This window comes from Acinetobacter sp. Q186-3 (assembly GCF_013420655.1).
Lineage (GTDB): Bacteria > Pseudomonadota > Gammaproteobacteria > Pseudomonadales > Moraxellaceae > Acinetobacter > Acinetobacter indicus.
The window spans coordinates 192,834-213,132 of sequence record NZ_VOXS01000005.1 but is presented as its reverse complement, the minus strand read 5'-3'; the positions used below and the strand labels follow the sequence as shown (position 1 = coordinate 213,132).

Annotated in this window: 18 protein-coding genes and 1 pseudogene; 9 read left to right on the top strand and 10 right to left on the bottom strand. The window is 47.3% G+C overall.

All coding sequences use genetic code 11. The annotated features are described in order from the left end of the window. Window positions 1-84: 84 nt before the first annotated feature. Window positions 85-912: a PhzF family phenazine biosynthesis protein gene (locus tag FTT64_RS06770; RefSeq protein ID WP_005178958.1), complete on the bottom strand. Its 828-nt coding sequence runs from the start codon at window positions 910-912 to the stop codon at window positions 85-87. 136 nt (window positions 913-1,048) lie between these two features. On the opposite strand from FTT64_RS06770, the gene FTT64_RS06765 reads away from it, so the two are divergent. Together FTT64_RS06765 and FTT64_RS06760 are read left to right on the top strand one after the other, a co-directional pair. Further along, complete coding sequence (locus FTT64_RS06765) at window positions 1,049-1,627, top strand: flavin reductase family protein (protein WP_045794869.1); 579 nt, start codon at window positions 1,049-1,051, stop codon at window positions 1,625-1,627. A gap of 107 nt (window positions 1,628-1,734) precedes the next feature. Further along, window positions 1,735-2,913 carry a YbfB/YjiJ family MFS transporter gene (locus FTT64_RS06760; RefSeq protein ID WP_180182139.1) on the top strand — a complete coding sequence of 393 codons (1,179 nt, stop codon included), beginning with the start codon at window positions 1,735-1,737 and terminating at the stop codon, window positions 2,911-2,913. A 6-nt stretch (window positions 2,914-2,919) separates the two neighbouring features. On the opposite strand, the gene FTT64_RS06755 is transcribed toward FTT64_RS06760, so the two are convergent. Next, a complete protein-coding gene (locus FTT64_RS06755) occupies window positions 2,920-3,489 on the bottom strand; it encodes a M23 family metallopeptidase (protein WP_180182140.1) in 570 nt (189 codons plus the stop codon). A gap of 217 nt (window positions 3,490-3,706) precedes the next feature. Between FTT64_RS06755 and FTT64_RS06750 the strand changes: the two genes are divergently transcribed. After that, entirely contained in the window at window positions 3,707-3,868 is a 162-nt protein-coding gene (locus tag FTT64_RS06750; RefSeq protein ID WP_180088509.1) for a hypothetical protein, read from the top strand. A 289-nt stretch (window positions 3,869-4,157) separates the two neighbouring features. On the opposite strand, the gene icd is transcribed toward FTT64_RS06750, so the two are convergent. After that, window positions 4,158-5,414 carry an NADP-dependent isocitrate dehydrogenase gene (gene icd, locus FTT64_RS06745; protein ID WP_016659160.1) on the bottom strand — a complete coding sequence of 419 codons (1,257 nt, stop codon included), beginning with the start codon at window positions 5,412-5,414 and terminating at the stop codon, window positions 4,158-4,160. Window positions 5,415-5,820: 406 nt separating this feature from the next. On the opposite strand from icd, the gene FTT64_RS06740 reads away from it, so the two are divergent. Both FTT64_RS06740 and paaI read left to right on the top strand, forming a co-directional pair. After that, window positions 5,821-6,606 (top strand): rRNA large subunit pseudouridine synthase E, encoded by a 786-nt coding sequence (locus FTT64_RS06740; protein ID WP_045794865.1) that lies wholly within the window; start codon window positions 5,821-5,823, stop codon window positions 6,604-6,606. 177 nt (window positions 6,607-6,783) lie between these two features. Further along, window positions 6,784-7,176 (top strand): hydroxyphenylacetyl-CoA thioesterase PaaI, encoded by a 393-nt coding sequence (gene paaI / locus FTT64_RS06735; RefSeq protein WP_005178971.1) that lies wholly within the window; start codon window positions 6,784-6,786, stop codon window positions 7,174-7,176. Window positions 7,177-7,270: 94 nt separating this feature from the next. Here the strand turns inward: paaI and FTT64_RS06730 are convergent, their stop codons facing one another. Then, a complete protein-coding gene (locus FTT64_RS06730; RefSeq protein ID WP_180088513.1) occupies window positions 7,271-8,974 on the bottom strand; it encodes a M61 family metallopeptidase in 1,704 nt (567 codons plus the stop codon). Between the two features lie 179 nt (window positions 8,975-9,153). Here FTT64_RS06730 and FTT64_RS06725 point away from each other — a divergent pair, with 179 nt between their 5' ends. From FTT64_RS06725 to slyD, 3 genes are all read left to right on the top strand, one after another. Beyond that, window positions 9,154-10,464, top strand: a complete 1,311-nt coding sequence (locus FTT64_RS06725; RefSeq protein ID WP_227554614.1) for a D-alanyl-D-alanine carboxypeptidase family protein — start codon at window positions 9,154-9,156, stop codon at window positions 10,462-10,464. A 128-nt stretch (window positions 10,465-10,592) separates the two neighbouring features. After that, the gene (locus tag FTT64_RS06720) at window positions 10,593-11,879 is read left to right on the top strand and encodes an NAD(P)/FAD-dependent oxidoreductase (RefSeq protein ID WP_180182141.1); all 1,287 of its coding nucleotides are present in this window, start codon (window positions 10,593-10,595) and stop codon (window positions 11,877-11,879) included. Window positions 11,880-12,013: 134 nt separating this feature from the next. Further along, window positions 12,014-12,496, top strand: a complete 483-nt coding sequence (gene slyD, locus FTT64_RS06715; RefSeq protein ID WP_005178991.1) for a peptidylprolyl isomerase — start codon at window positions 12,014-12,016, stop codon at window positions 12,494-12,496. Window positions 12,497-12,572: 76 nt separating this feature from the next. Here slyD and FTT64_RS06710 read toward each other — a convergent pair. After that, window positions 12,573-13,217, bottom strand: a pseudogene (locus tag FTT64_RS06710) (metal-dependent hydrolase). Window positions 13,218-13,234: 17 nt separating this feature from the next. Beyond that, window positions 13,235-14,014 (bottom strand): peroxide stress protein YaaA, encoded by a 780-nt coding sequence (gene yaaA / locus FTT64_RS06705; RefSeq protein WP_005178997.1) that lies wholly within the window; start codon window positions 14,012-14,014, stop codon window positions 13,235-13,237. A gap of 135 nt (window positions 14,015-14,149) precedes the next feature. On the opposite strand from yaaA, the gene FTT64_RS06700 reads away from it, so the two are divergent. Further along, window positions 14,150-14,782 carry an alpha/beta hydrolase gene (locus FTT64_RS06700; RefSeq protein WP_005178998.1) on the top strand — a complete coding sequence of 211 codons (633 nt, stop codon included), beginning with the start codon at window positions 14,150-14,152 and terminating at the stop codon, window positions 14,780-14,782. A gap of 116 nt (window positions 14,783-14,898) precedes the next feature. On the opposite strand, the gene FTT64_RS06695 is transcribed toward FTT64_RS06700, so the two are convergent. The 4 genes from FTT64_RS06695 to pheA all read right to left on the bottom strand — a co-directional run bounded on the left by FTT64_RS06695 (window position 14,899) and on the right by pheA (window position 19,876). Beyond that, complete coding sequence (locus tag FTT64_RS06695; protein ID WP_016659168.1) at window positions 14,899-15,264, bottom strand: hypothetical protein; 366 nt, start codon at window positions 15,262-15,264, stop codon at window positions 14,899-14,901. Window positions 15,265-15,360: 96 nt separating this feature from the next. Further along, the gene (locus FTT64_RS06690) at window positions 15,361-17,607 is read right to left on the bottom strand and encodes a bifunctional prephenate dehydrogenase/3-phosphoshikimate 1-carboxyvinyltransferase (protein WP_005179002.1); all 2,247 of its coding nucleotides are present in this window, start codon (window positions 17,605-17,607) and stop codon (window positions 15,361-15,363) included. Window positions 17,608-17,610: 3 nt separating this feature from the next. Further along, complete coding sequence (gene hisC, locus FTT64_RS06685) at window positions 17,611-18,702, bottom strand: histidinol-phosphate transaminase (RefSeq protein WP_180182142.1); 1,092 nt, start codon at window positions 18,700-18,702, stop codon at window positions 17,611-17,613. Window positions 18,703-18,766: 64 nt separating this feature from the next. Further along, window positions 18,767-19,876 (bottom strand): prephenate dehydratase, encoded by a 1,110-nt coding sequence (pheA, locus tag FTT64_RS06680; RefSeq protein ID WP_005179005.1) that lies wholly within the window; start codon window positions 19,874-19,876, stop codon window positions 18,767-18,769. Window positions 19,877-20,299 lie beyond the last annotated feature (423 nt).

Sequence of the window (20,299 nt, the reverse complement as noted above, 5' to 3'; positions counted from 1 at the left end):
CATGACTGCAGCATTAAATTGTTTGTTGTTGTGACTTATGTTTGAAAATCACCGGCATACCCAGCGTGATTTCCCTGTTCTGTTTTAATCTAAAAATAACTCGGCCACCAGATATAATTTGGCATAACCGGAAATTTCAATACGCTGCTCTGCTTGTAAGGCACAGTACAGCATTCCACCTCGCGCCGAAGCCTGATAAGCCACCAGTTCAGTTTTGCCGGTTTTTTCTGCCCATAACGGCGCCAGACCGGTATGCATGGAACCAGTCACCGGATCTTCATCAATCCCTTTATGCGGGGCAAAGTAGCGAGCAATATAGTCATAGTCCTGAGAGGGCGCGGTCAAGGCCACATCTAGGTCTGTCGCGGTAATTGCGGTGCTGACCTGATGCAGCTCTGCAATCTGCCGGATTTTGGCCAGATCGGGCTGGGCGGCTAACACTGCCTGCTCAGATTCCAGTACCAGAATATAGGCCTGTGCATTTAAATAGACTTCCTTAACCGGCTGATCAATCACATCCAGCAATTGCGCCGGAAATTCATCTTGCAGTACCGGCACACGGGTTGGAAAATTCATGCGGATTTTGCCATCATCATCTTGCGTGACAATAAAAAGACCTAAATTTTTGACATGAAAATGAATGGTTTTGGCGCGGGTATAATCCTTAAACAGTACAAAGCTGCTGGCCAAAGTGGCATGGCCGCAAAAATCGACTTCAACTGTGGGGCTAAACCAGCGGATCTCGAAATTTTCAGCATCCATCGGCTTGACAAAGGCAGTTTCGGAAAGGTTATTTTCCAGTGCAATATTCTGCATTAAAGCGTCATCAAGCCAGTCTTCGACCACTATTACTGCGGCCGGATTTCCCTTAAATAATGCTGTTGTGAATGCATCAACCTGATACATTTTCATGAATCTGTCTCCCGCTGTATTTTGTGCTTTTTCCCAAGCATGCATCAATGATATAAGTTTTAACACCCGGCACAATGCAGAATTGTTGTTTTCCTGCATATCTCTGGAATGATCTCTGATTGAGGAATAAAAAAATATGACGCTCCCTGCTGATCTGCAAACTGTACCTTTGGAAAAGGCCTATCGTTTGATTAATCATGGTCCGACCGTGCTGGTGTCTGCGCAAGATCAGCAGGAAACCGATGTCATGGCTGCTGCCTGGGCCTGTGCGCTTGAGTTTAATCCTGCCAAAGTTACGGTAGTGCTGGATAAAAGCACCAAAACCCGCGCCATCATTGAACAGTCAGGTTATTTTGCCTTGCAGGTGCCGACCTTAAAACAGCTCAAGATGGTGCATCAACTGGGAAGCATCAGCCTGTTTCAGGAGCCGAACAAGCTGGACCGCTGTGGGGTCGAGCTGTTCCAGTTTGAGCATTCTCCTGTGCCGACAGTGGCCGGATGCGCCGCCTGGCTGATCTGTGAACTCATTCCGGAGCCGCACAACCAGCAAGCCCATGACCTGTTTATAGGTAAAGTCATTGCAGCCTATGCCGATCAGCGGGTATTTCGTGACGGGCACTGGTATTATCATGAAGTGGCCGATGAATGGAAAAGTATCCACCATATTGCCGGCGGGCATTTTTATAGCATTGGTCAGCCGGTTTCAGTGGAATAAACAGTTGTTAGATTAGCAAACAAATTGGCCAGATCAGCGCGCAACTGTAATAGCCCGCGCGCCATACAACAATATTTTACGCATAATAAAAAGCGCAAGGAATCTGCATGGATGCACAGCAACGCCGCCTCAGCCTGTTTTTACTGCTGGCCACCTGTTTAGGTATCGGTATTTTTCGTTTTTCTTATACCGCCTTATTACCCAGTACCCGTCTGGCTTTTGAATGGAGTAGCGAGTTTGCCAGCCTGTTAGGCAGCGCCAATTTACTCGGTTATTTAATTGGTGCGGTCTGGGCCATGCGCTTAAACCGGCAGCTATTAAGCTGGATTCAGGCCGCGGCCTTTCTCGGCAGTTTAAGTTTATTCTGCTGTGCGTTCGCCGGTTTTGAGGGCAGCTGGTATCTGTTCTGGCGAATATTGTCCGGCATCTGCGGTGGCTGGCTGATGATTCTGGCGCCGAGCGTGGTTGCGCAGCACTGTGAATTGCAGCATCGGTTTAAAATTAATGTGATTGGTTTTAGTGGCATCGGACTTGGCGTGCTGCTCGCCACGCTGTTTTTGCCCTATTTAGATCATATCTCCACCTCAAGCGCCTGGCTGATTTTATGTGCCTTTGCCGTGCTGTGCAGTCTGGGTTTAATCCTGCTCAAACCCAAAGCCCTACCGGTTAACATCCAAAGCCAGCCTCAAAGCGCTGCTGCTGTGCCCATCAATAAAAAGGTCTTTGCCAGCCTGCTCTTGGTGTATAGCTGTAGCGCGTTTTCCTATGTACCACACTCACTCTTCTGGATTGACTATTTAAGTCAGGTGCAACAACTCAGCCTGTTCTGGATCAATAGCCACTGGATTTTATATGGCCTGGGCAGTGCCTGCGGAGCGGCCTGTGCCTATTTTCTGGCAAAACAGCTCGGCAATTTCAAAGCCCTGAAAATTCTGTATTGCCTGTATGTGACGGCCATTTTAGCGGCAATCGCCCCTTGGTCAGTGATGACCTTTCTGTCTTCCTTTTTTACTGGCCTGCTGAATCCGGCGGTGGTGTTTCTGACCTCTTATACCCTGCTCCAGCTGTATGGTCTGGCCTATAAAAAATTATGGGGCATGGCTACTTTATGCTTTGCCAGCGTGCAGCTGATAGGAGGCTTAAGCTTTAGCGGCTTACAAGTCGCCGGCTGGTCCTATCCGCAGCAGTTTTTACTGGCCGGTGCGGTTCTGGCACTGGGAAATCTGTATTTTATTTGCAGACTGCCGGCCACCAAAACCCCGGTTTCTACAATCGAGGTAAACTGATTTAGCTTATTCATCGGTCAGCTCTTGTACCAAATAGGGATAAGGATTCACGGCGCCTTGACCACTGAGATAAATCCCATAATGCAAATGTGGCGGTGTATTTTGAGCATTGCCGCTATTACCGACATAACCAATGATTTCACCGGCTTCAATCCAGTCGCCTTCCTGAATCTCCGCTGCATAATCCTCTAAATGCGCATAATAATGATGGCTTAAGCCCGGACCAATCACCCAGACCACTTTACCCCCAAGGTTGTTGGTGCCCACCCGCGATACAATTCCAGCCGTGGTTGAGCGTACCGGCGTGCCGCGTTTGGCAAAAATATCAGTGCCTTCATGCCGACGCCCTTCACTGCGCGCCGCACCCCAGGTATCACTGATCTGCCTGGCCTGCACACCTTCTACCGGGACCGGTAAAGGCGCCATGAATTCCTGCTGTTGCAATTTCAGATACAGCATCGGATAGCGCATACCGGCGGCATCACCCGAAGGCGGTGGCTGACAGCCGACCAGCAGCACACTCAAACTTAAGCCAAGCGCCAGACCGGCGAGCCGTTTAAAAATCAAGATATTCATGGCACCTGCATCATCAAGGGATGACTTGATCTTAAGGTCTGCTCAGGGGTAGATAAAACACGGTTTTTGTACAGGTTTTGCTGATCTGGGTTTGGAGATGATTCCTCTGCTGCTTTCCGATCTAGATCGTCATGGGCTATATAGATATGACAAAGGCTCTCATCATGAGAGCCTTTGTCAGTAAATCAATTTAAAAACCTATCTGCGCCTTTAGGCGATGAAAAAGTTTTTAAATTGGGGGTGCGACATCATTGCTGACGTTGGTTTTTCTGTTTTTGATTTTGTTGCTGAGGCTGTTGCTGCTGTTGACGTTGATTGTCATTCTGCTGCTGATTTTGTTGACGTTGGTTTTGTTGATTCTGCTGGTTTTGTTGATTAGCCATTTCATATCACTCCTGTATCAGTTCGATATGTCGCACAATATGTACAGGTATTACTCTACCGGGTTTTGTTTTTTGCCCAAGTCATAAGCTGTATCAAATTGCCTCAATGTAATTGGGCACAGGATTATCCATTACAAATCAAGTGAAAATAGTTTTACTATTTTACCTTAGTCACCCAAAGCATCACTGTGGTTACTTGTCATTACATTGACACAAATGAATGGGAAGATAAGGCATAAAAAACCCGCGTTAAACGCGGGCGGTTACACCGAATAGATAGCGTTTTTATTGGTCCATCTTATCAATAATCGCCTGACCAAATTCGGAGCATCGCAGCAAGGTCGCATCTGGCATGAGACGTTCAAAATCATACGTCACTGTTTTGGCTGCAATCGCACCGGATACACCCCGAATAATCAGATCGGCCGCTTCGGTCCAGCCCATATCGCGCAGCATCATTTCTGCAGACAGAATAATCGAACCCGGATTGACCTTGTCCTGCCCGGCATACTTTGGCGCGGTGCCATGCGTGGCTTCATACATATGAATTGCCCCACCAATATTGGCGCCCGGTGCAATGCCAATCCCGCCAACTTCTGCCGCCAGCGCATCTGAAATATAATCCCCGTTCAGGTTTAAGGTGGCAATGACCGAATAATCTGCCGGACGCATTAAAATCTGCTGTAAAAAGGCATCGGCAATTACATCTTTAATCATAATCTCTTTGCCGGTTTTCGGATTTTTTAGTTTCACCCACGGCCCACCATCGAGCAATTCGCCGCCAAAACGCTCCAGCGCCACTTCATACCCCCATTCCTTAAAGGCGCCTTCGGTATATTTCATGATGTTGCCTTTATGTACCAAGGTCACACTCGGCTTGTCATTATCAATCGCGAACTGGATGGCTTTACGCACCAGACGCTGAGTGCCTTCTTTGGAGACCGGTTTAATCCCAATACCACAGTTTTCTTCAAAGCGGATTTTGGTGACACCCATTTCCTCTTTCAGGAATTTAATAACTTTTTTCGCTTCCGGTGAATCGGCTTTCCATTCAATCCCGGCATAAATATCTTCCGAGTTTTCCCGGAAAATCACCATATCGGTCAGTTCCGGATGTTGCACCGGCGAAGGTACGCCCTCAAACCAGCGCACCGGACGCACACAGACATACAGGTCCAGTTCCTGACGCAAGGCCACATTCAATGAACGGATCCCACCACCAACTGGTGTGGTTAGCGGCCCTTTAATCGACACCACAAATTCACGCAAGACCTCAAAGGTTTCTTCCGGCATATAGGTGCCATAAATCTTGTTGGCCTTTTCGCCGCAATATACTTCCATCCATTCAATCGCACGTTTGCCGCCATAGGCTTTTTGTACCGCCGCATCCACCACCGCTTTCATAGTCGGGGTAATATCCACCCCAATCCCGTCACCTTCAATAAAAGGGATAATCGGATTGTTCGGCACATTCAGGGATAAATCTGCATTTACCGTAATTTTGCTGCCATCTGCAGGCACGACGATTTTCTGATAACCCATAATCCTTGCTACTCCCTGTGATTGGTGGGCGGGCAAATCAATACTATTCTTGCCCGGCACCGGTCTTTTTTGGCTGTCTGCTTAATTGTATTTTTAACTCGATGATCTTTTCAGTTTAATCAAAATTTAACCAGCCCGGGATTTATAAGGGAAATGGCCTTATTTCTGTGCTTAATAAATCGGCATATATCCTGTGCCATATCTCAGCAAGTTTTACATTTCCAATCAAAATCATCTGCTCAGCTTTGCCATAAAGTTCAGGCAGATCAGACAGAATCTGCTATAGTAGCCGGATATTGTGGACCTTCTTTTTGCTCATTGTCACCCTTTCTCTCCCATGCCGGGTTTTATTACAGTTAGCATAAGAATCACACCCAGATTTTTTTATATTTTTTAGCAGGTTACAGTGAAAATAGTTATTCTTAACAAGCCTTATGATGTGCTGTCGCAGTTTCGTCCCGATGAAAAGCACCCAACCATGGCCGACTTCATTGATGATCCGGATTTACGGATTGCCGGTCGTCTGGACATGGATTCAGAAGGTTTAATGTTCCTGACCGATCATGGCGGTTTAAACCAGTTTATTACCAACCCGGCCAATAAAAAGTTTAAAACCTATCTGGTCCAGGTCGATGGTGACATTACCGAAGAAGCACTAGAACAGCTGCGTAAAGGTGTAGAACTGAATGATGGCATGACCTTGCCGGCCAAAGCGATTAAAGTGGCTGAACCGGAGTGGTTATGGGAACGTCATCCGCCGGTACGTTACCGCGCTTCGGTGCCGACCTCCTGGGCTGAAATTTCAATTTGTGAAGGCCGTAACCGTCAGGTGCGCCGCATGACCGCTGCGGTCGGCTTCCCAACTTTGCGTTTAATTCGCACCAAAATCGGTTCGATTGATCTGGTTCAGCTGGGCCTGCAACCGGGTGAAACCCGTGAAATTGAACCACTGCTCTATAGCGACTTTAAAGATGTACCAGCCGAACAGCCGTATCGCTCACGTTCTTATGTGAAGAAACCGGGCGGCACTGGTGGCAAACCGATGCAGAAAAAAGTCAACAAAGATGGTACCGCCAAGAAAAAATCCGGCACACCACGCATCTGGCAAATGGAAGAAGGTGAAAAGCCACGTCGCAAGACCAATGGCACCACCCGTCCCAACACCAAATCACGTGGTCGTCGTGCCCGTTAATGGGGCTGGCATCTGTATAGCTAAAAAAGCTGTTGCAAAGATGCGTTGAATAGACGATGAAAATAAGGCTCCAACGGGGCCTTATTTTTTTGCTTGTATTTTCAGCATCACAATGCTATTTATGATTCACATAATTTTAAATTTAAAATAAAACGTATCTTAAAAAAGGAATCTGCTATGGATCAGCAAGTTAATCCCATGTTTCATCAGGACCGATTAATGCAGCATCTGGGCGCCCATTTGGTGTCGTTTGGTGAACACAGCGCACAGATTGAATTAAAAATTACCGAGCAGCATTTACAAGGCCATCAAACCTGTAACGGTGCGGTGATTTTTGCGCTGGCGGATGCGGCTTTTGCCATTGCCTGCAACACCGGCGAACATCCGGCGGTGGGTCAGCACTGCGGTATTCATTATTTAAAACCGGGCCTGCTCGGCGATACCCTGACTGCGGTGGCAGAACATAAGGCCAGCAGTGGCCGCAGCGGCATTTATGATATTCGGGTCACGAACCAGAAGCAGCAGATTGTGGCGGAGTTTCGCGGTACTTCCCGCCTGATCATCAAATAAGGTTTTATTGCGAAAGGTTTTGTTGCGATAGATCTGCATAAAAAACCGATGCCTGAGCATCGGTTTTTTATAACGTGGACTTTAGACTGTGATTTTACACTTTTAACCAGCGATCCAGTTTGGCCTGATCTTCGACTTTTAATTCGACTTCGGTCAGTTCAGAACCTGCTGCATTCACTTCAAACTGCATCAGTTCATCACGGCGGAAAGCATGTAATGTAAAACTGCCGCTCTGTTTGGCATACTGTTCGATCAGTTTGCTGCTGGCTTTAAGACCATCAATGGCAATAATCACATCATGCGCCGACAGACCGGCTTGCGCTGCCTGACCATCACGGCGTGCGGCCTGTACCAGTACGCCTTCCGGTTTATCGGCCAGTTTTAGCCCCAATGGCAAACGCTTGTCATTTTTTAAGCTGTAGCTCAGACCAAATTCCGGGAACAGCTGATCCAGCGGTAATTCTTCGGTGGTGTTAATCAGATGGTTAATCTGCTCAGCCCAGCTATCACCGGTTAATTCCTGACACAATTCATAAATCGTGCGCTCATGCACCTGAATCCCCTGCTGCGCATTGTCATACAGCTTGCGCATTAACTCATCCAGACTGGAACCACGCAGACGTAAACCAAGATCTAGACACAAGGCCACCAGACAGCCCTTGTTGTAATAGCTGGTGCCGGCATGGTTGGAGTTTTCATCCTGACGGTAGAATTTCACCCAAGCATCAAAGCTTGATTCAGCCACGGTTTGGATTGCCCGACCCGGATTTTGCAAATAACGGTCAATCTGCGCTTTTAATAAAGCAATATAAGACTCCTGATTAACCACACCGCTGCGTAATAAAATCAGGTCATCATAATATGAGGTGAAACCTTCAAAAATCCACAACAAAGAGGTGTAACCTTCCCGGTTCAGGTCATAATTGACAAAGCTGTCCGGACGGATAAATTTCACCAGCCAGGAGTGGAAATATTCATGGCTGCACAGCCCCAGAAAACGCTGATATTCTTTCGACGGCTCTTCCGGCTCATTGGCTTTTGGCAAGTCATCGCGCGGGGTAATCAGGCTGGTGCTGTTTGGATGCTCCAGACCACCGTAGCTGCTCCCGGTCGCCATGGTCATAAAGGTATAGTCCTGAAACGGTGCAGAACCGAACATGGCAATTTCAGTGGCACAGATTTTTTCCAGGTCCTGCTGCATTCGCGCAGCATTCATGGCATGTTTGCCCGATACCACAAATTCATGTGGAATGCCTGCTGCATCAAAACTAAAACGGGTCTGCTCGGCCAGCTCAAACGGCGCATCAATCAGTTCGGCATAGTTTTTGGCTTTTAAGGTATAACGCCCTTTCACCAGACTTTTGGCCGCCAGTCCGGTCGCCAGCTGGAAATGTTTCAGCTCATTGGGCAGAAACACTTCGACTTCAATCGCTTTATCTTCCTGACCTTCCAGCCCTAAACAGGCACAGGCCGGATTGACATATAACCGGGTCTGATCAACATAGGCACCACGCACCGACAGGTCGTAGGCATAAACATCATATTCCACCGTAATCAGTTCATGATCGGTATTAAACAAACGCCATTTGTTCTTTTCAAATTTCTGGATTTTTAAAATACGCCCCGCTTCATCATAAGCCTTGACCGCTTCAATATGTTTGGAAAATTCACGAATCAGATAGCTGCCCGGAATCCAGGTTGGTAAAGCTAGAACCTGTGTCGGATTGGCCAGAAAGCGCAAAGTGACATGAATAAGATGCTGACGATAATCGTCAAATTCGATTTGATAATGCAACATAATGGGCGATATAAAAGATCAAAGAGATAACTTATCAATTAGCTTAACATTTTTTTGTCATGCAATGCGCAGTCGTCTTCATTGTCGAAAATTATCGCTAGTCAGACGGTAAAAAAAAGCATAGCATGCCTAAAATTTTTATGTTTATGACCAACGGACTGGTTAAAAAAGGAATCCCCTTGAAACGTGTCATCTACCTGATTGCGCTGCTGTGCTGGCTATGCAGCTCGCTTGCGCATGCCACCTTATTATCTTTTAATCCTGAAACGGTTGAAGCAGAAGCCTGGACCGTGCTTGATCCACAATCGGGTCAGGTGATTGCAGAACACAATAGCCAGATTCAGCGCGCCCCGGCCTCGCTGACCAAAATGATGGTGGCCTATATTGTGCTCAAGGACATTCAGGCCGGCAAACTGAACGCGGCAGATGTGCTGACTGCAACGCCGGTGGTGAAACAGGTGATGTGGGATGAATCCCAGATGTACCTGAAAGAAGGTGAGCAGATTTCTGTTGATCAGCTGCTAGCTGGTTTAATTGTGATGTCTGCCAATGATGCCGCCCTAACTCTGGCCGAACGGATTTCTGGCAGCGTACCGCAGTTCGTGGCACGTATGAATCAGGAAGCACAGGCCTTGGGAATGCAGCATACCCATTTCCAGAATCCGGCCGGGATTACCATGCCGGAACATTATTCTACCGCGGCCGATCTGGCCCGTCTGGCACAGGCGGTCGTCAATGACACTCCGGATTATCTCGCTTATTCCAAACAGACCAGTTTTACCTATAACCAGCGTTATCACCGTGCCACTAACATTCTGCTCAAACAGGACCCGACGGTGGATGGCTTGAAAACCGGTTATACCCGTGCCGCCGGTTATAACCTGGCGCTGACGGCCAACCGTCTCACCCAGAATTTTGATGATCCGAACCGGCGTTTAATTGTGGTGGTTTTGGGTGCCAAAAGTGCATTTAAACGCGCTGAAATTGCCCAGCAACTGATGAACATCAGTTATGCCTACACCCGCAACGAAGTGGCTTTAAAAAACAAGCAGCTGATTGCTGAGTTGCCAGTGGTAAAGTCGACCCTGAAAATGTTCAAGGTTGAAGTGCAGCAACCGAAAATTGTCACCACGTCTTTATATGGCGAAAATAGCGCGATTAATTTAAAACAGTTTGATGTGACCCAGCAGCGCCTGTTTGTTAACGATACCTTCGGTCAGACCCGACTGATTGAACCCTTAACCCAGACCGAAACCCATTTGAATGTCGAGCTGAAAGAAAAGTTACTGACGGCCCCGCTGGCACAGGTGATGCAGCTGGCCACTGTGCATGTTTATCAGAATAACCGCCTGATCAATACCATTCATCTGGAAGAAGAAGTACATATTGCCGAAGCCAGTCTGTTTGAAAAATTGCTGATCTGGCTAAAAAGCCTGTTTAGCTTCTCCTCTAAGGATGAAACCGCAGCCAAAACTTATCCGCTGGTTTAATCATGTGAACAAGCACAGTGGAAATGCTACATGATGTAAGTTGTCGAACAATCTGAGCCATTTTCCTGACCGGGAGATGGCATAAATTGAGCCTGTTCTTGCATTAAAAATAACAATATAGGTTCATCATGTCAGCATTACATCGTATTGTGATTGTCGGTGGCGGCGCCGGCGGTCTGGAGCTTGCTACCCAACTCGGTCATCGTTTGGGTAAATCGGGCAAAGCGCAGATTATTCTGGTCGATCAGAAACTGACCCACATCTGGAAACCGCTGCTACATGAAATTGCAGCCGGCACGCTCAATCCGCATCAGGAAGAAACCAACTATTTTGTCCAAGCTGCCCAGCATCATTATCAGTTTATATTAGGCACCCTGGTTGGCATTGACCGGACCCAGAAAAAGATTCAGCTGCAGGCACCGCAATTTTCCAAAAAAGAGCAGCCACCAAAGCAGATTGACGTGGACTATGATACGCTGGTACTGGCGCTAGGCTCCACTTCCAATGACTTTAATACCGAAGGGGTGAAACAGCATTGTCATTTTCTGGACAGCCTGCCTCAGGCCACGGTGTTTCATCAGGACTTGCTACACCTGTATTTAGAAGCCCAAAATCAACCGCAAAGCCGTGCCCTGAATATTGCCATTATTGGCGCCGGTGCTACCGGTGTTGAACTGGCGGCAGAGCTGTATCAGGCCAAACAGACTTTTGCCCAATATGGTTTAAACCGGATTGACCCGCAGCAGGTTCGGATTACGCTCATTGAAGCTGCCGACCGGATTTTACCAGCGCTGTCGCAGCAAATTTCCCGGCATACCCAAGTCCAGCTGGAGCGCTTTGGTATTGAAGTGCTGACCCAGCATCGGGTGGCCAAAGTCGATGAAGAACAGGTTTATTTTGCTGCAGGTAATCCGCTAGAAGCAGAAATTAAAGTCTGGGCTGCCGGAATTCAGGCCCCGGAAATTTTTAAACAGTGGGATGATTTTGAAAAAGATCATCTGCACCGTTTAAAAGTCTATGCCACCTTACAGACTTATACCGACCCCAACATTTTTGCCTTTGGCGATTGTGCCCATTGCCAGCCCAAAGCCGATGAACCGGTGCTGGGTCCGCGTGCGCAGGTGGCCAGTCAGCAGGCCAGCTTTCTGGTTCGTGCCCTGAGCCAGCACGTGAATGGGAAACCACTGCCGATGTTTAAATTCTCCGACAAAGGCTCGCTGATTTCTTTAAGCCAGCATACGGCCGTGGGTGAATTACTCGGTCGGGTCAATGTACAGGGCATAGTCGCCAAGTCGATGTATGTGTCTTTATACCGGCTGCATCAGGCCACCATTCATGGCTATACCCATGCCGGGGTGCTGACCGCCAAAGATATGCTCGGCAGAAAAATTGGCCCTAAAATAAAATTGCATTGAAATTTTATCGACTGCCCCAATATCTGGGAAAATGTCATAAAAAAGCCAAATGTGAGTTTTTTGAGTAAAAGTATTCAACAAATTTGCCTTTTCACTTTATGATGTACCCTTAGAAAACTAAATGGATCTATAACATGACTGCTATTGCAAATGACCTCGTGGTTTCTTTCCACTACACATTGACTAACGCAGAGGGTGAAACTCTCGACCAATCTCAAGGTGAACCACTTGCCTATTTGCATGGTGCGGGTAACATCATCCCTGGTCTTGAAAAAGCCCTAGAAGGTAAAACTGTGGGTGAAAAATTCACTGTAAACGTACCTGCTGCTGAAGGTTATGGCGAATACAACCCTGACCTGGTTCAAGAAGTTCCAGCGCAAATGTTCCAAGGCGTAGACAGCATTCAGCCTGGCATGCAGTTCCAAGCACAAACTGATGACGGCGTACAGATCGTAACGGTTAAAGCAGTTGAAGGCGAAAACGTAATCGTTGATGCAAACTTCCCGCTTGCTGGTCAAGACCTGACGTTTGAAGTTGAAATCGTAGAAATCCGTGAAGCGACTCAAGAAGAGTTAGACCACGGTCACGTACATGGTGTTGGCGGTCATCACCACTAATCTTGTGACAAGATGGAAAAGGCAAAGTCTGACTTTGCCTTTTTTTATGCCTGAATTTTAGTGGGTGAATAAACCATCACGATGCTGATTCGCCCGTTGTAGACAAAGCCTGGGCCAGATTGTGTTTGGCCTGTGCTTCATAATGCTGCTGGAAATACCGGGTCTGATATAGCGGTTGCATCTGATAAAACTGCATCAATACCGCACGGCGCTTGGGCTGATAAAGCTGCTGCTCAACCCAGGCATATTCCTGACGAATCTGTTGCTGATATTCAGCAAAACGTACTGGCGGCGCAGCCAGAATTGCCAGATCAATATCCAGCAAGGCATTTAAATCTGGCTCATCACTAGGCTGATGCTGCCGGGTCGCGAGAATCCAGCGGCTCACGATTTCCAGTTATGCTGCCGTTAAAAAATCTGCACATAACTGCTGGCACAATGTCGCACTTTGTGCTTCATTGTCCTGCGCTTTAGGATGATAGACCGCATCATGAAACCATAACGCCAGCTCGACCAGCGATGGTTGCTGCAACTGTGTGCGAATCTGATCGAAATGCTGCAGACATTCCAGAATATGCTGCACGCCATGATAGTGCCGCTGCGGCTCACTATAGGCCGCCAGCAGCCGCGCATACAGCTGCTGCGTCTGGCAGCGATTCAGCGAAAACTGCTGAGCGCAGCGTTGCCAATACAACTGAAAATCAGCAAGTTCTGATTGCATGGCACGCACTCCCCTGTTTATGCGGCTTGCTCATCTCGCTTAAACACCAGCTCACCTTTTAGGGAGCTGTCAGCATCGAAATAATAGCCATCGCTATTAAAGCCTTTTAAATCTTCAGCACGTTCAATTTTATTTTCGATGATATAGCGCGCCATCAGGCCACGGGCTTTTTTGGCATAGAAGCTGATGACTTTATATTTGCCATTTTTCTGGTCTAAAAATACCGGCTTGATGATTTCTGCCTGAATCTTACTTTCTTTCACCGATTTATAATATTCATCCGAAGCGATATTCACCAGCAATTCAGACTTGGCCGCAGCCAGATCTTCATTGATCAGATCAGTAATGATGGTGCCCCAGAATTCATACAAATTGCTGCCACGCGGATTTTTCAGCTTGGTGCCCATTTCCAGACGATACGGCATCATTAAATCCAGCGGGCGCAATAAGCCATACAGACCTGATAACATACGCAAATGTTGCTGTGCGTAATCAATGTCCTGATCCTTCAGGCTATAGGCATCCAGACCGGTATAGACATCGCCTTTAAAGGCAAACAGCGCCTGACGCGCATTGGAAAAATCAAAATCGGCCTGCCAGTCGCGGAAGCGTTCTACGTTTAAATTGGCGATTTTTTCGCTCACACTCATTAAATTGGCGATTTCTGAAGCAGATAGCGTACGACTAACGTCGATAAGTTCTTGTGAATGCGCTAATAGTCTTGGTAAGGTGTGGCTGTCGGTGGGTAATGCAGATTCATAATCTAAAGTCTTAGCAGGAGAAATTAAGGCGAGCATACACATCCTGATCAAAAAGTGGTTAAAAAATAATTAATCAAACTATAACAGTCAGCTTATTTTAATGCCAATCTGTGTTTTTCCTAAACATAATCGGTAAAATAATCGATTCTCCTGCCATTATTCGATTATCTTATGTCCGAGCAAATTTTCATTCCAGGTCCTGTGGGTCGAATTGAAGTTTTCGTAGATTATCCCCAGGGTGAAGTGAAAGGATTCGCGGTTGTCAGCCACCCCCATCCATTGCAAGGCGGCACCCCGCAACACAAAGTTCCTGCATTATTAGCACAAATGTACCTAGAGCGCGGCTGCGTAGTGTATCGCCCAAGCTTCCGCGGTTCAGGCCAGAGTGAAGGTGTGCATGATGAAGGCTTTGGCGAAACGGACGATATTCTAGAAGTCATCAAATATGCGCGTAGCCAGCACATTGGCCTGCCGTTCTATGCCGGCGGTTTCAGCTTTGGTGCGCATGTGATGGCAAAGAGTTATGCAGCGCTACCGGTTGAATTACAGCCAAAACAGACCATTTTATGCGGCTTGCCGACTGCGACGGTGGCCGGCGTACGTCACTATGTAACCCCAGAAATTAAAGGTGACATCCTGTTTATTCATGGCGAAGCTGATGATGTGACCCTGCTCTCGGACATGATTACTTGGGCCAAACCACAGCGTCATCTGGTTACCATTTTACCGGGTGCCAACCATTTCTTTACCGGCTATTTAAAACAGCTGCGGATTGCAATTACCCGCTTCCTGGCCTTAGGCTAAAGACAAAAACCCATCTGCTGATGGGTTTTTTTATGGGGGGGGAGATCAGTGACGGTACTGTTAATTTTAAAATGGATACAGACGAAATGGCTTCGCAATTCCAATCTGGGATTGTTTTAATTTTTCCATTCAAAGGCCGTAAAGTTTTCATCCTGTTTTAAGGTCTGCTCGACCGCCTGGGCCAGCTGATTTAACAAGCTTTGCGATTCAATCCGGTCAAACCAGTCCTGCTCTTCTTCCGGATAAGACAGGATTTCACACACCAGTCGTCCTTCGGCATCGCGGCTTTCACAGCTCACGCTTAAGGGCAAAGGATGATCTTCCACACTAACCGCAATTTGTGCGCCACTTTGCGGCAAGGTTTCAAAGCCGTGCTGGTTTAACTGTCGGGCCAGCAAATCTGCCACATAATTCTGGGCAATCTTACAGTCCTGTAATTCGGCCTTGTTATCACATTGTGCGGTAAACTGGAGTGTTTTCATAAACGACCCTACTGCTGTTCTTGTTGTATTTTTAGCATAAGCAATATAAAGCAAACAGCCAAGCAAAAGCTTGGCTGTTTTGGGTTATTTTTCTCTTTATTCGGTCACTTCAATCTGCAGACCGGCCTGAGCGGTCAATTGGGTAAAGGTCGGAAAGCTGGTCGCGACCGTTTCTGTACCTACAATTTTAATCACTTCCGAGTTACGTAAACCGGCAATCGAGAAACTCATGGCAATACGGTGGTCATGATGTGACTCAATTTCACCACCGGTGAACACAGGCGACCAGTCACCTGCTTTGCCCTTGCCTTCAATGATGATGCCATCTTCAGTTGGGGTACAATCGATACCCATGGTTTTCAAGCCATCTGCCATCACCTGAATCCGGTCGGATTCTTTGACGCGAAGCTCGGCCGCACCAGTCAATACAGTTTGGCCTTCCGCACAGGCTGCTGCAATAAACAGCGCCGGGAATTCATCAATCGCCAGTGGCACTTGATCTTCCGGAATATGAATACCTTTTAAGGTACGGCTGCCCTGAATACGAATATCGGCAATCGGTTCACCGCCGGCAATACGCTCGTTGGATACAGTAATATCTGCACCCATTTGTTTGAGGATTTCAATCACGCCAGTACGGGTCGGGTTAATGCCCACAGCTTCTAAAGTGACATCGGCATTTTCAGTAATGGCCGCGCCCACCATAAAGAACGCTGCAGATGAAATATCTGAAGGCACCTGAATATTGGTTCCCACCAGTTTACCGCCGCCTTGCAGGGAAATACGGTTACCTTCGGTTTTCACTTCATAACCAAAAGCACGCAGCATACGCTCGGTATGGTCGCGGGTTGGTTCCGGTTCAGTTACTGCAGTTTCACCTTCGGCCCACAAACCGGCCAGTAAAATTCCTGATTTCACCTGTGCCGAGGCCATTGGTAAATCGTACTGAATGCCTTTTAACTGCTGGCTGCCCGTAATTGACACCGGTGGCGTACCACGCTCACCTGTGGTCTGGATTTGCGCCCCCATTTCACGTAATGGCTTGGCAATACGCTCCATTGGACGCTTGGACAAGGATGCATCACCGGTCATCACCGAATCAAAGGCCTGCGCCGATAACATGCCTGACAGCAAACGCATGGAGGTGCCAGAGTTCCCCATATACAGCGCCCCGGCTGGAGCTTTGAGGCCCTGCATCCCCACACCGTGAATGGTCACTTCACCATTTTTCGGGCCTTCAATACTGACACCCATATCGCGAAAAGCCTGTAAAGTCGCCAGCGCATCTTCACCTTCCAAAAAGCCGGTGACATGGGTGGTGCCTTCTGCAATTGCACCAAACATGATTGAACGATGTGACACAGATTTATCACCTGGCACAGTAAATTTACCCTGGAAATTTTTAGAGCCCGGTAAAATCGTAAATTGTTGTGTCACTTTATTGTTCTCCATCAACGGTTTTTTGGCCAGCATATGATTAAAATGCTGACGCGCTGCTTGAGCATGTCCCAGCAGGCCCATTAAAGCCTGCGAGTTTTCCTGTTCGATCAGCTGGCGCAAGATTGCCAGCTGTTGTTCAAAGCCATCGACTGCATTCAAAATTGCCTTTTTGTTGGCAAAGAAGATGTCGTGCCACATTTGTGGATCACTGGCTGCAATTCGCGAGAAATCACGAAAGCCGCCTGCAGCATAGCGAAAAATATCTAAATTGTCTTCCCGGTTGGCCAGTTGCTCCACCAGGTTAAATGCCATTAAATGCGGAAGATGACTGGTATGTGCAAGCACTTCATCGTGCTTGTCCACATCCATACAGATTACTTCCGCTTTGGCTGCTTCCCACAGTTGAATCAGTTTATTGACCGCCCAATCCGCACTGGTCGGTAATGGAGTCAAAATCACTTTATGATTGGCGAATAAATCGACCTTACCGGCATGGACCCCGGTATGCTCGGCTCCAGCAATCGGATGCCCCGGCACAAAACCGGCAGGCAGCTGCTCACCAAAAACTGCTTTGGCTGCATCGACCACATTGCCTTTGGTGCTGCCGACATCGGTCAGGATTGCATCAGGTTTTAAATACGGTTTAATCTGCTGCAACACATATTCGGTGGCACGTACCGGTAAGGCCAGTACCACCAGATCAGCATCTTTCACCGCCTCGACCGGATCGCTATAACCGGCAGCAATTAAACCCAAGGCTTTGGCATCTTCTAGCGTTTTTTGCGAACGGGTCGATGCCACTACCTCATGAGCCAGCTGTTCAGCCTGAATCACACGCGCCAGACTTGAGCCAATCAGCCCAAGTCCAATAAAAGCGACTTTTTCAAACAGGGGTTGCGTCATGGCTTATGCCTTTGCGTCCAGACCTAACACCTTCGCCAGTGCAGTCAGGAATTTGGCATTTTCTGCTTCTGTTCCAATCGATACACGAAGATGGTTTGGAATACCAACCGGACGTACAATCACGCCTTCTTTGAGCAAGGCATTGAAGGTTTGTGCCGGATCAGCCTGTACATCAACCAGAATAAAGTTGGCACGTGAAGGCACATAGTTCAGGCCCAGTGCCTTAAAGCCCGCTTCCAGCTGCGCCATACCAGCCTTGTTCACTTCACGTGATTTTTCGATAAAGGCTTCATCTTTCAGCGCTGCTACAGCTGCCACCATAGCTAAATGGTTCACGTTAAATGGCTGACGGATACGGTTTAAATAATCAGTCACCTGTACAGAGGCCAGAGCAAAACCAACTCGTAGCGCTGCCAGACCATAGCACTTCGATAAAGTACGGCTAACAATCAGGTTTGGATACTGATCCAGATATTTCAGGCTGTTGAAGTTTTCCGGGAAGTATTCCACATAGGCTTCATCCAGTACCACAATTACATTGGCCGGTACTTTCTGCATGAAGGCTTCAAATTCAGCTTCTTCAAACCAGGTGCCAGTCGGGTTATTCGGATTGGCAATGAACACCAGCTTGGTGTTGGCTTGAATGGCTGCAGCCATCGCCTCTAAATCGTGCGAGAAACCTTTGGCTGGTACTTCAATGGCCTGTGCATTAATGGCCTGAGTCACCAGTGCATAAACCGCAAAGGCGTGCTGGCTATATACGATTGAGTCCTGCTCGGACACAAAAGCGCGGGCAACCATTTCCAGCAGGTCATTTGAACCATTACCCAAAGTAATCCGTTCATGACCAAAACCAAACTGCGCTTCAATCTGGTCTTTTAAAATAAAACCACCACCATCTGGATAACGGCCAATTTCTGCCAGCTCGGCAGCCACGGCCTCTTTGACTTTGTCTGAACAGCCCAACGGGTTTTCATTGGATGCCAATTTCACAATATCGGTAATACCCAATTCGCGCTCAAGTTCACTGATCGGCTTACCTGGTTGATATGGCTTTAACTTAGAGATGCCTTCATTGGCTGGGACAAACGACATTTTTTACTTCCAGATTTACAGGTGAAAAGCAGCCGCATGCAGCGCACACGGCCACCAGAGAATTTTATAAAACTGCCGCCGGATAAGAGCCGAGTACACGGACTTCTTTCACCAATGGACGGATTTCTTCAATCGCAGCTTTAACATTGTCTTGCTCAATATGACCTTCCAAATCAATAAAGAACACATAGGCCCATTTTTCAGGTAAAGCCGGACGGGTTTCAATACTGGTTAGACTAATGTTGTGTTTGGCAAATGGCGCCAGAATTTCCAGCAAGGCACCGGCACGGTCATGTGCAGACACCAGCAATGAAGTTTTGTCATTGCCGCTTTGTGGCACTTTCTCACGGCCAATCACCAAGAAGCGCGTGGTGTTTTCCGGGTTGTCTTCGATATTGCTGTGCATGATTTCAAGATCATAAATGGTTGCCGCAATTTCAGAAGCAATGGCCGCAGAATGCCATTCATTACGAATACGGCGCGCCGCTTCACCATTGGAACTTAAAGCCACACGCTCCACCCCAGGATAATGCGCATCTAGCCATTTACGGCACTGTGCCAGCGTTTGCTGGTGAGCATAAATCTGTTTAATGCTGTCTTTACGGGTATTTGCAGAAATCAGGAACTGATGATGAATCGGCAATTCAACTTCGCCAATCACATTCAGATTTGAAGTTTTAAAGCAGTCTAAGGTATGGTTAACCACCCCTTCAGAGGAGTTTTCTACCGGCACCAGACCATAATGCGCACTGCCCGCTTCCACTTCACGGAATACTTCATCAATGGTTTGTAAAGGGCGCACCAGGGCATCATGACCGAAATGCTTGAGTACCGCAGAATGGGTATAAGTCCCAACAGGCCCCAGGAAGGCAATACTTTGCGGTGCTTCCAGTGCCAGACAGGCCGACATGATTTCACGGAATAAACGTGCCATGGTCTGGTCCGACAATGGGCCTTCATTGCGATCCATAACATTACGTAAAACTTGTGCTTCACGTTCCGGACGGTAAAACAGTGGATTCTCTTCAGCGGCAAATTTGGCTTTGGCCACCGCTTCTGCCAATCGTGCGCGACGGTTAATCAGTTGTTGAATCTGCATATCAACAGAGTCAATTTCCTCACGAATATTGTTCAGGTCAAGAGAAGTCGTTGTGTTTTGATCGTCGTTGATCATTGTTATGTCGCCCTTCATAAACGGTATGCAAACAGTATAACAATAGTTAGCTTTCAAATGTTGCGCAATACAACTTTGATTGATTCAGTCTTAAAAACAAACAGTTGGTTAAACTCTCTGCAACTTGTGAGACTGTTTATCAATTGAGCAGCTATAGCTCATGAATAATTCTGAACAAGTCACGACGCTTTGCCTGTTTTTCCATCCAGAGTGTAGCGAATTTAAGCAGATGAAACAGGGTCTTTTTCCAATCAACCGATAGCTTTTGCATCTGAATTCGATGAATAGTGATAGGATTTTGCAAGTTTATTGCGTAAACTGAACAGGCGTCATAATTACTTACATAGAAAATTACGCCCATAAATATTGAATAAAATTCCAGAAATTTTAACTTGAAAAAGAAATAAGAAAACTGGTTACAAA

Coding starts and splice junctions, on each gene's coding strand:
- FTT64_RS06690 (WP_005179002.1), bottom strand. CDS start 17,607: ATGACGCAACCCCTGTTTGAAAAAGTCGCTTTTATTGGACTTGGGCTG.
- FTT64_RS06720 (WP_180182141.1), top strand. CDS start 10,593: ATGTCAGCATTACATCGTATTGTGATTGTCGGTGGCGGCGCCGGCGGT.
- paaI (WP_005178971.1), top strand. CDS start 6,784: ATGGATCAGCAAGTTAATCCCATGTTTCATCAGGACCGATTAATGCAG.
- FTT64_RS06750 (WP_180088509.1), top strand. CDS start 3,707: ATGAAAAAGTTTTTAAATTGGGGGTGCGACATCATTGCTGACGTTGGT.
- FTT64_RS06765 (WP_045794869.1), top strand. CDS start 1,049: ATGACGCTCCCTGCTGATCTGCAAACTGTACCTTTGGAAAAGGCCTAT.
- yaaA (WP_005178997.1), bottom strand. CDS start 14,014: ATGCTCGCCTTAATTTCTCCTGCTAAGACTTTAGATTATGAATCTGCA.
- FTT64_RS06695 (WP_016659168.1), bottom strand. CDS start 15,264: ATGAAAACACTCCAGTTTACCGCACAATGTGATAACAAGGCCGAATTA.
- FTT64_RS06770 (WP_005178958.1), bottom strand. CDS start 912: ATGAAAATGTATCAGGTTGATGCATTCACAACAGCATTATTTAAGGGA.
- FTT64_RS06755 (WP_180182140.1), bottom strand. CDS start 3,489: ATGAATATCTTGATTTTTAAACGGCTCGCCGGTCTGGCGCTTGGCTTA.
- slyD (WP_005178991.1), top strand. CDS start 12,014: ATGACTGCTATTGCAAATGACCTCGTGGTTTCTTTCCACTACACATTG.
- pheA (WP_005179005.1), bottom strand. CDS start 19,876: ATGATCAACGACGATCAAAACACAACGACTTCTCTTGACCTGAACAAT.
- FTT64_RS06700 (WP_005178998.1), top strand. CDS start 14,150: ATGTCCGAGCAAATTTTCATTCCAGGTCCTGTGGGTCGAATTGAAGTT.
- FTT64_RS06730 (WP_180088513.1), bottom strand. CDS start 8,974: ATGTTGCATTATCAAATCGAATTTGACGATTATCGTCAGCATCTTATT.
- icd (WP_016659160.1), bottom strand. CDS start 5,414: ATGGGTTATCAGAAAATCGTCGTGCCTGCAGATGGCAGCAAAATTACG.
- FTT64_RS06760 (WP_180182139.1), top strand. CDS start 1,735: ATGGATGCACAGCAACGCCGCCTCAGCCTGTTTTTACTGCTGGCCACC.
- hisC (WP_180182142.1), bottom strand. CDS start 18,702: ATGTCGTTTGTCCCAGCCAATGAAGGCATCTCTAAGTTAAAGCCATAT.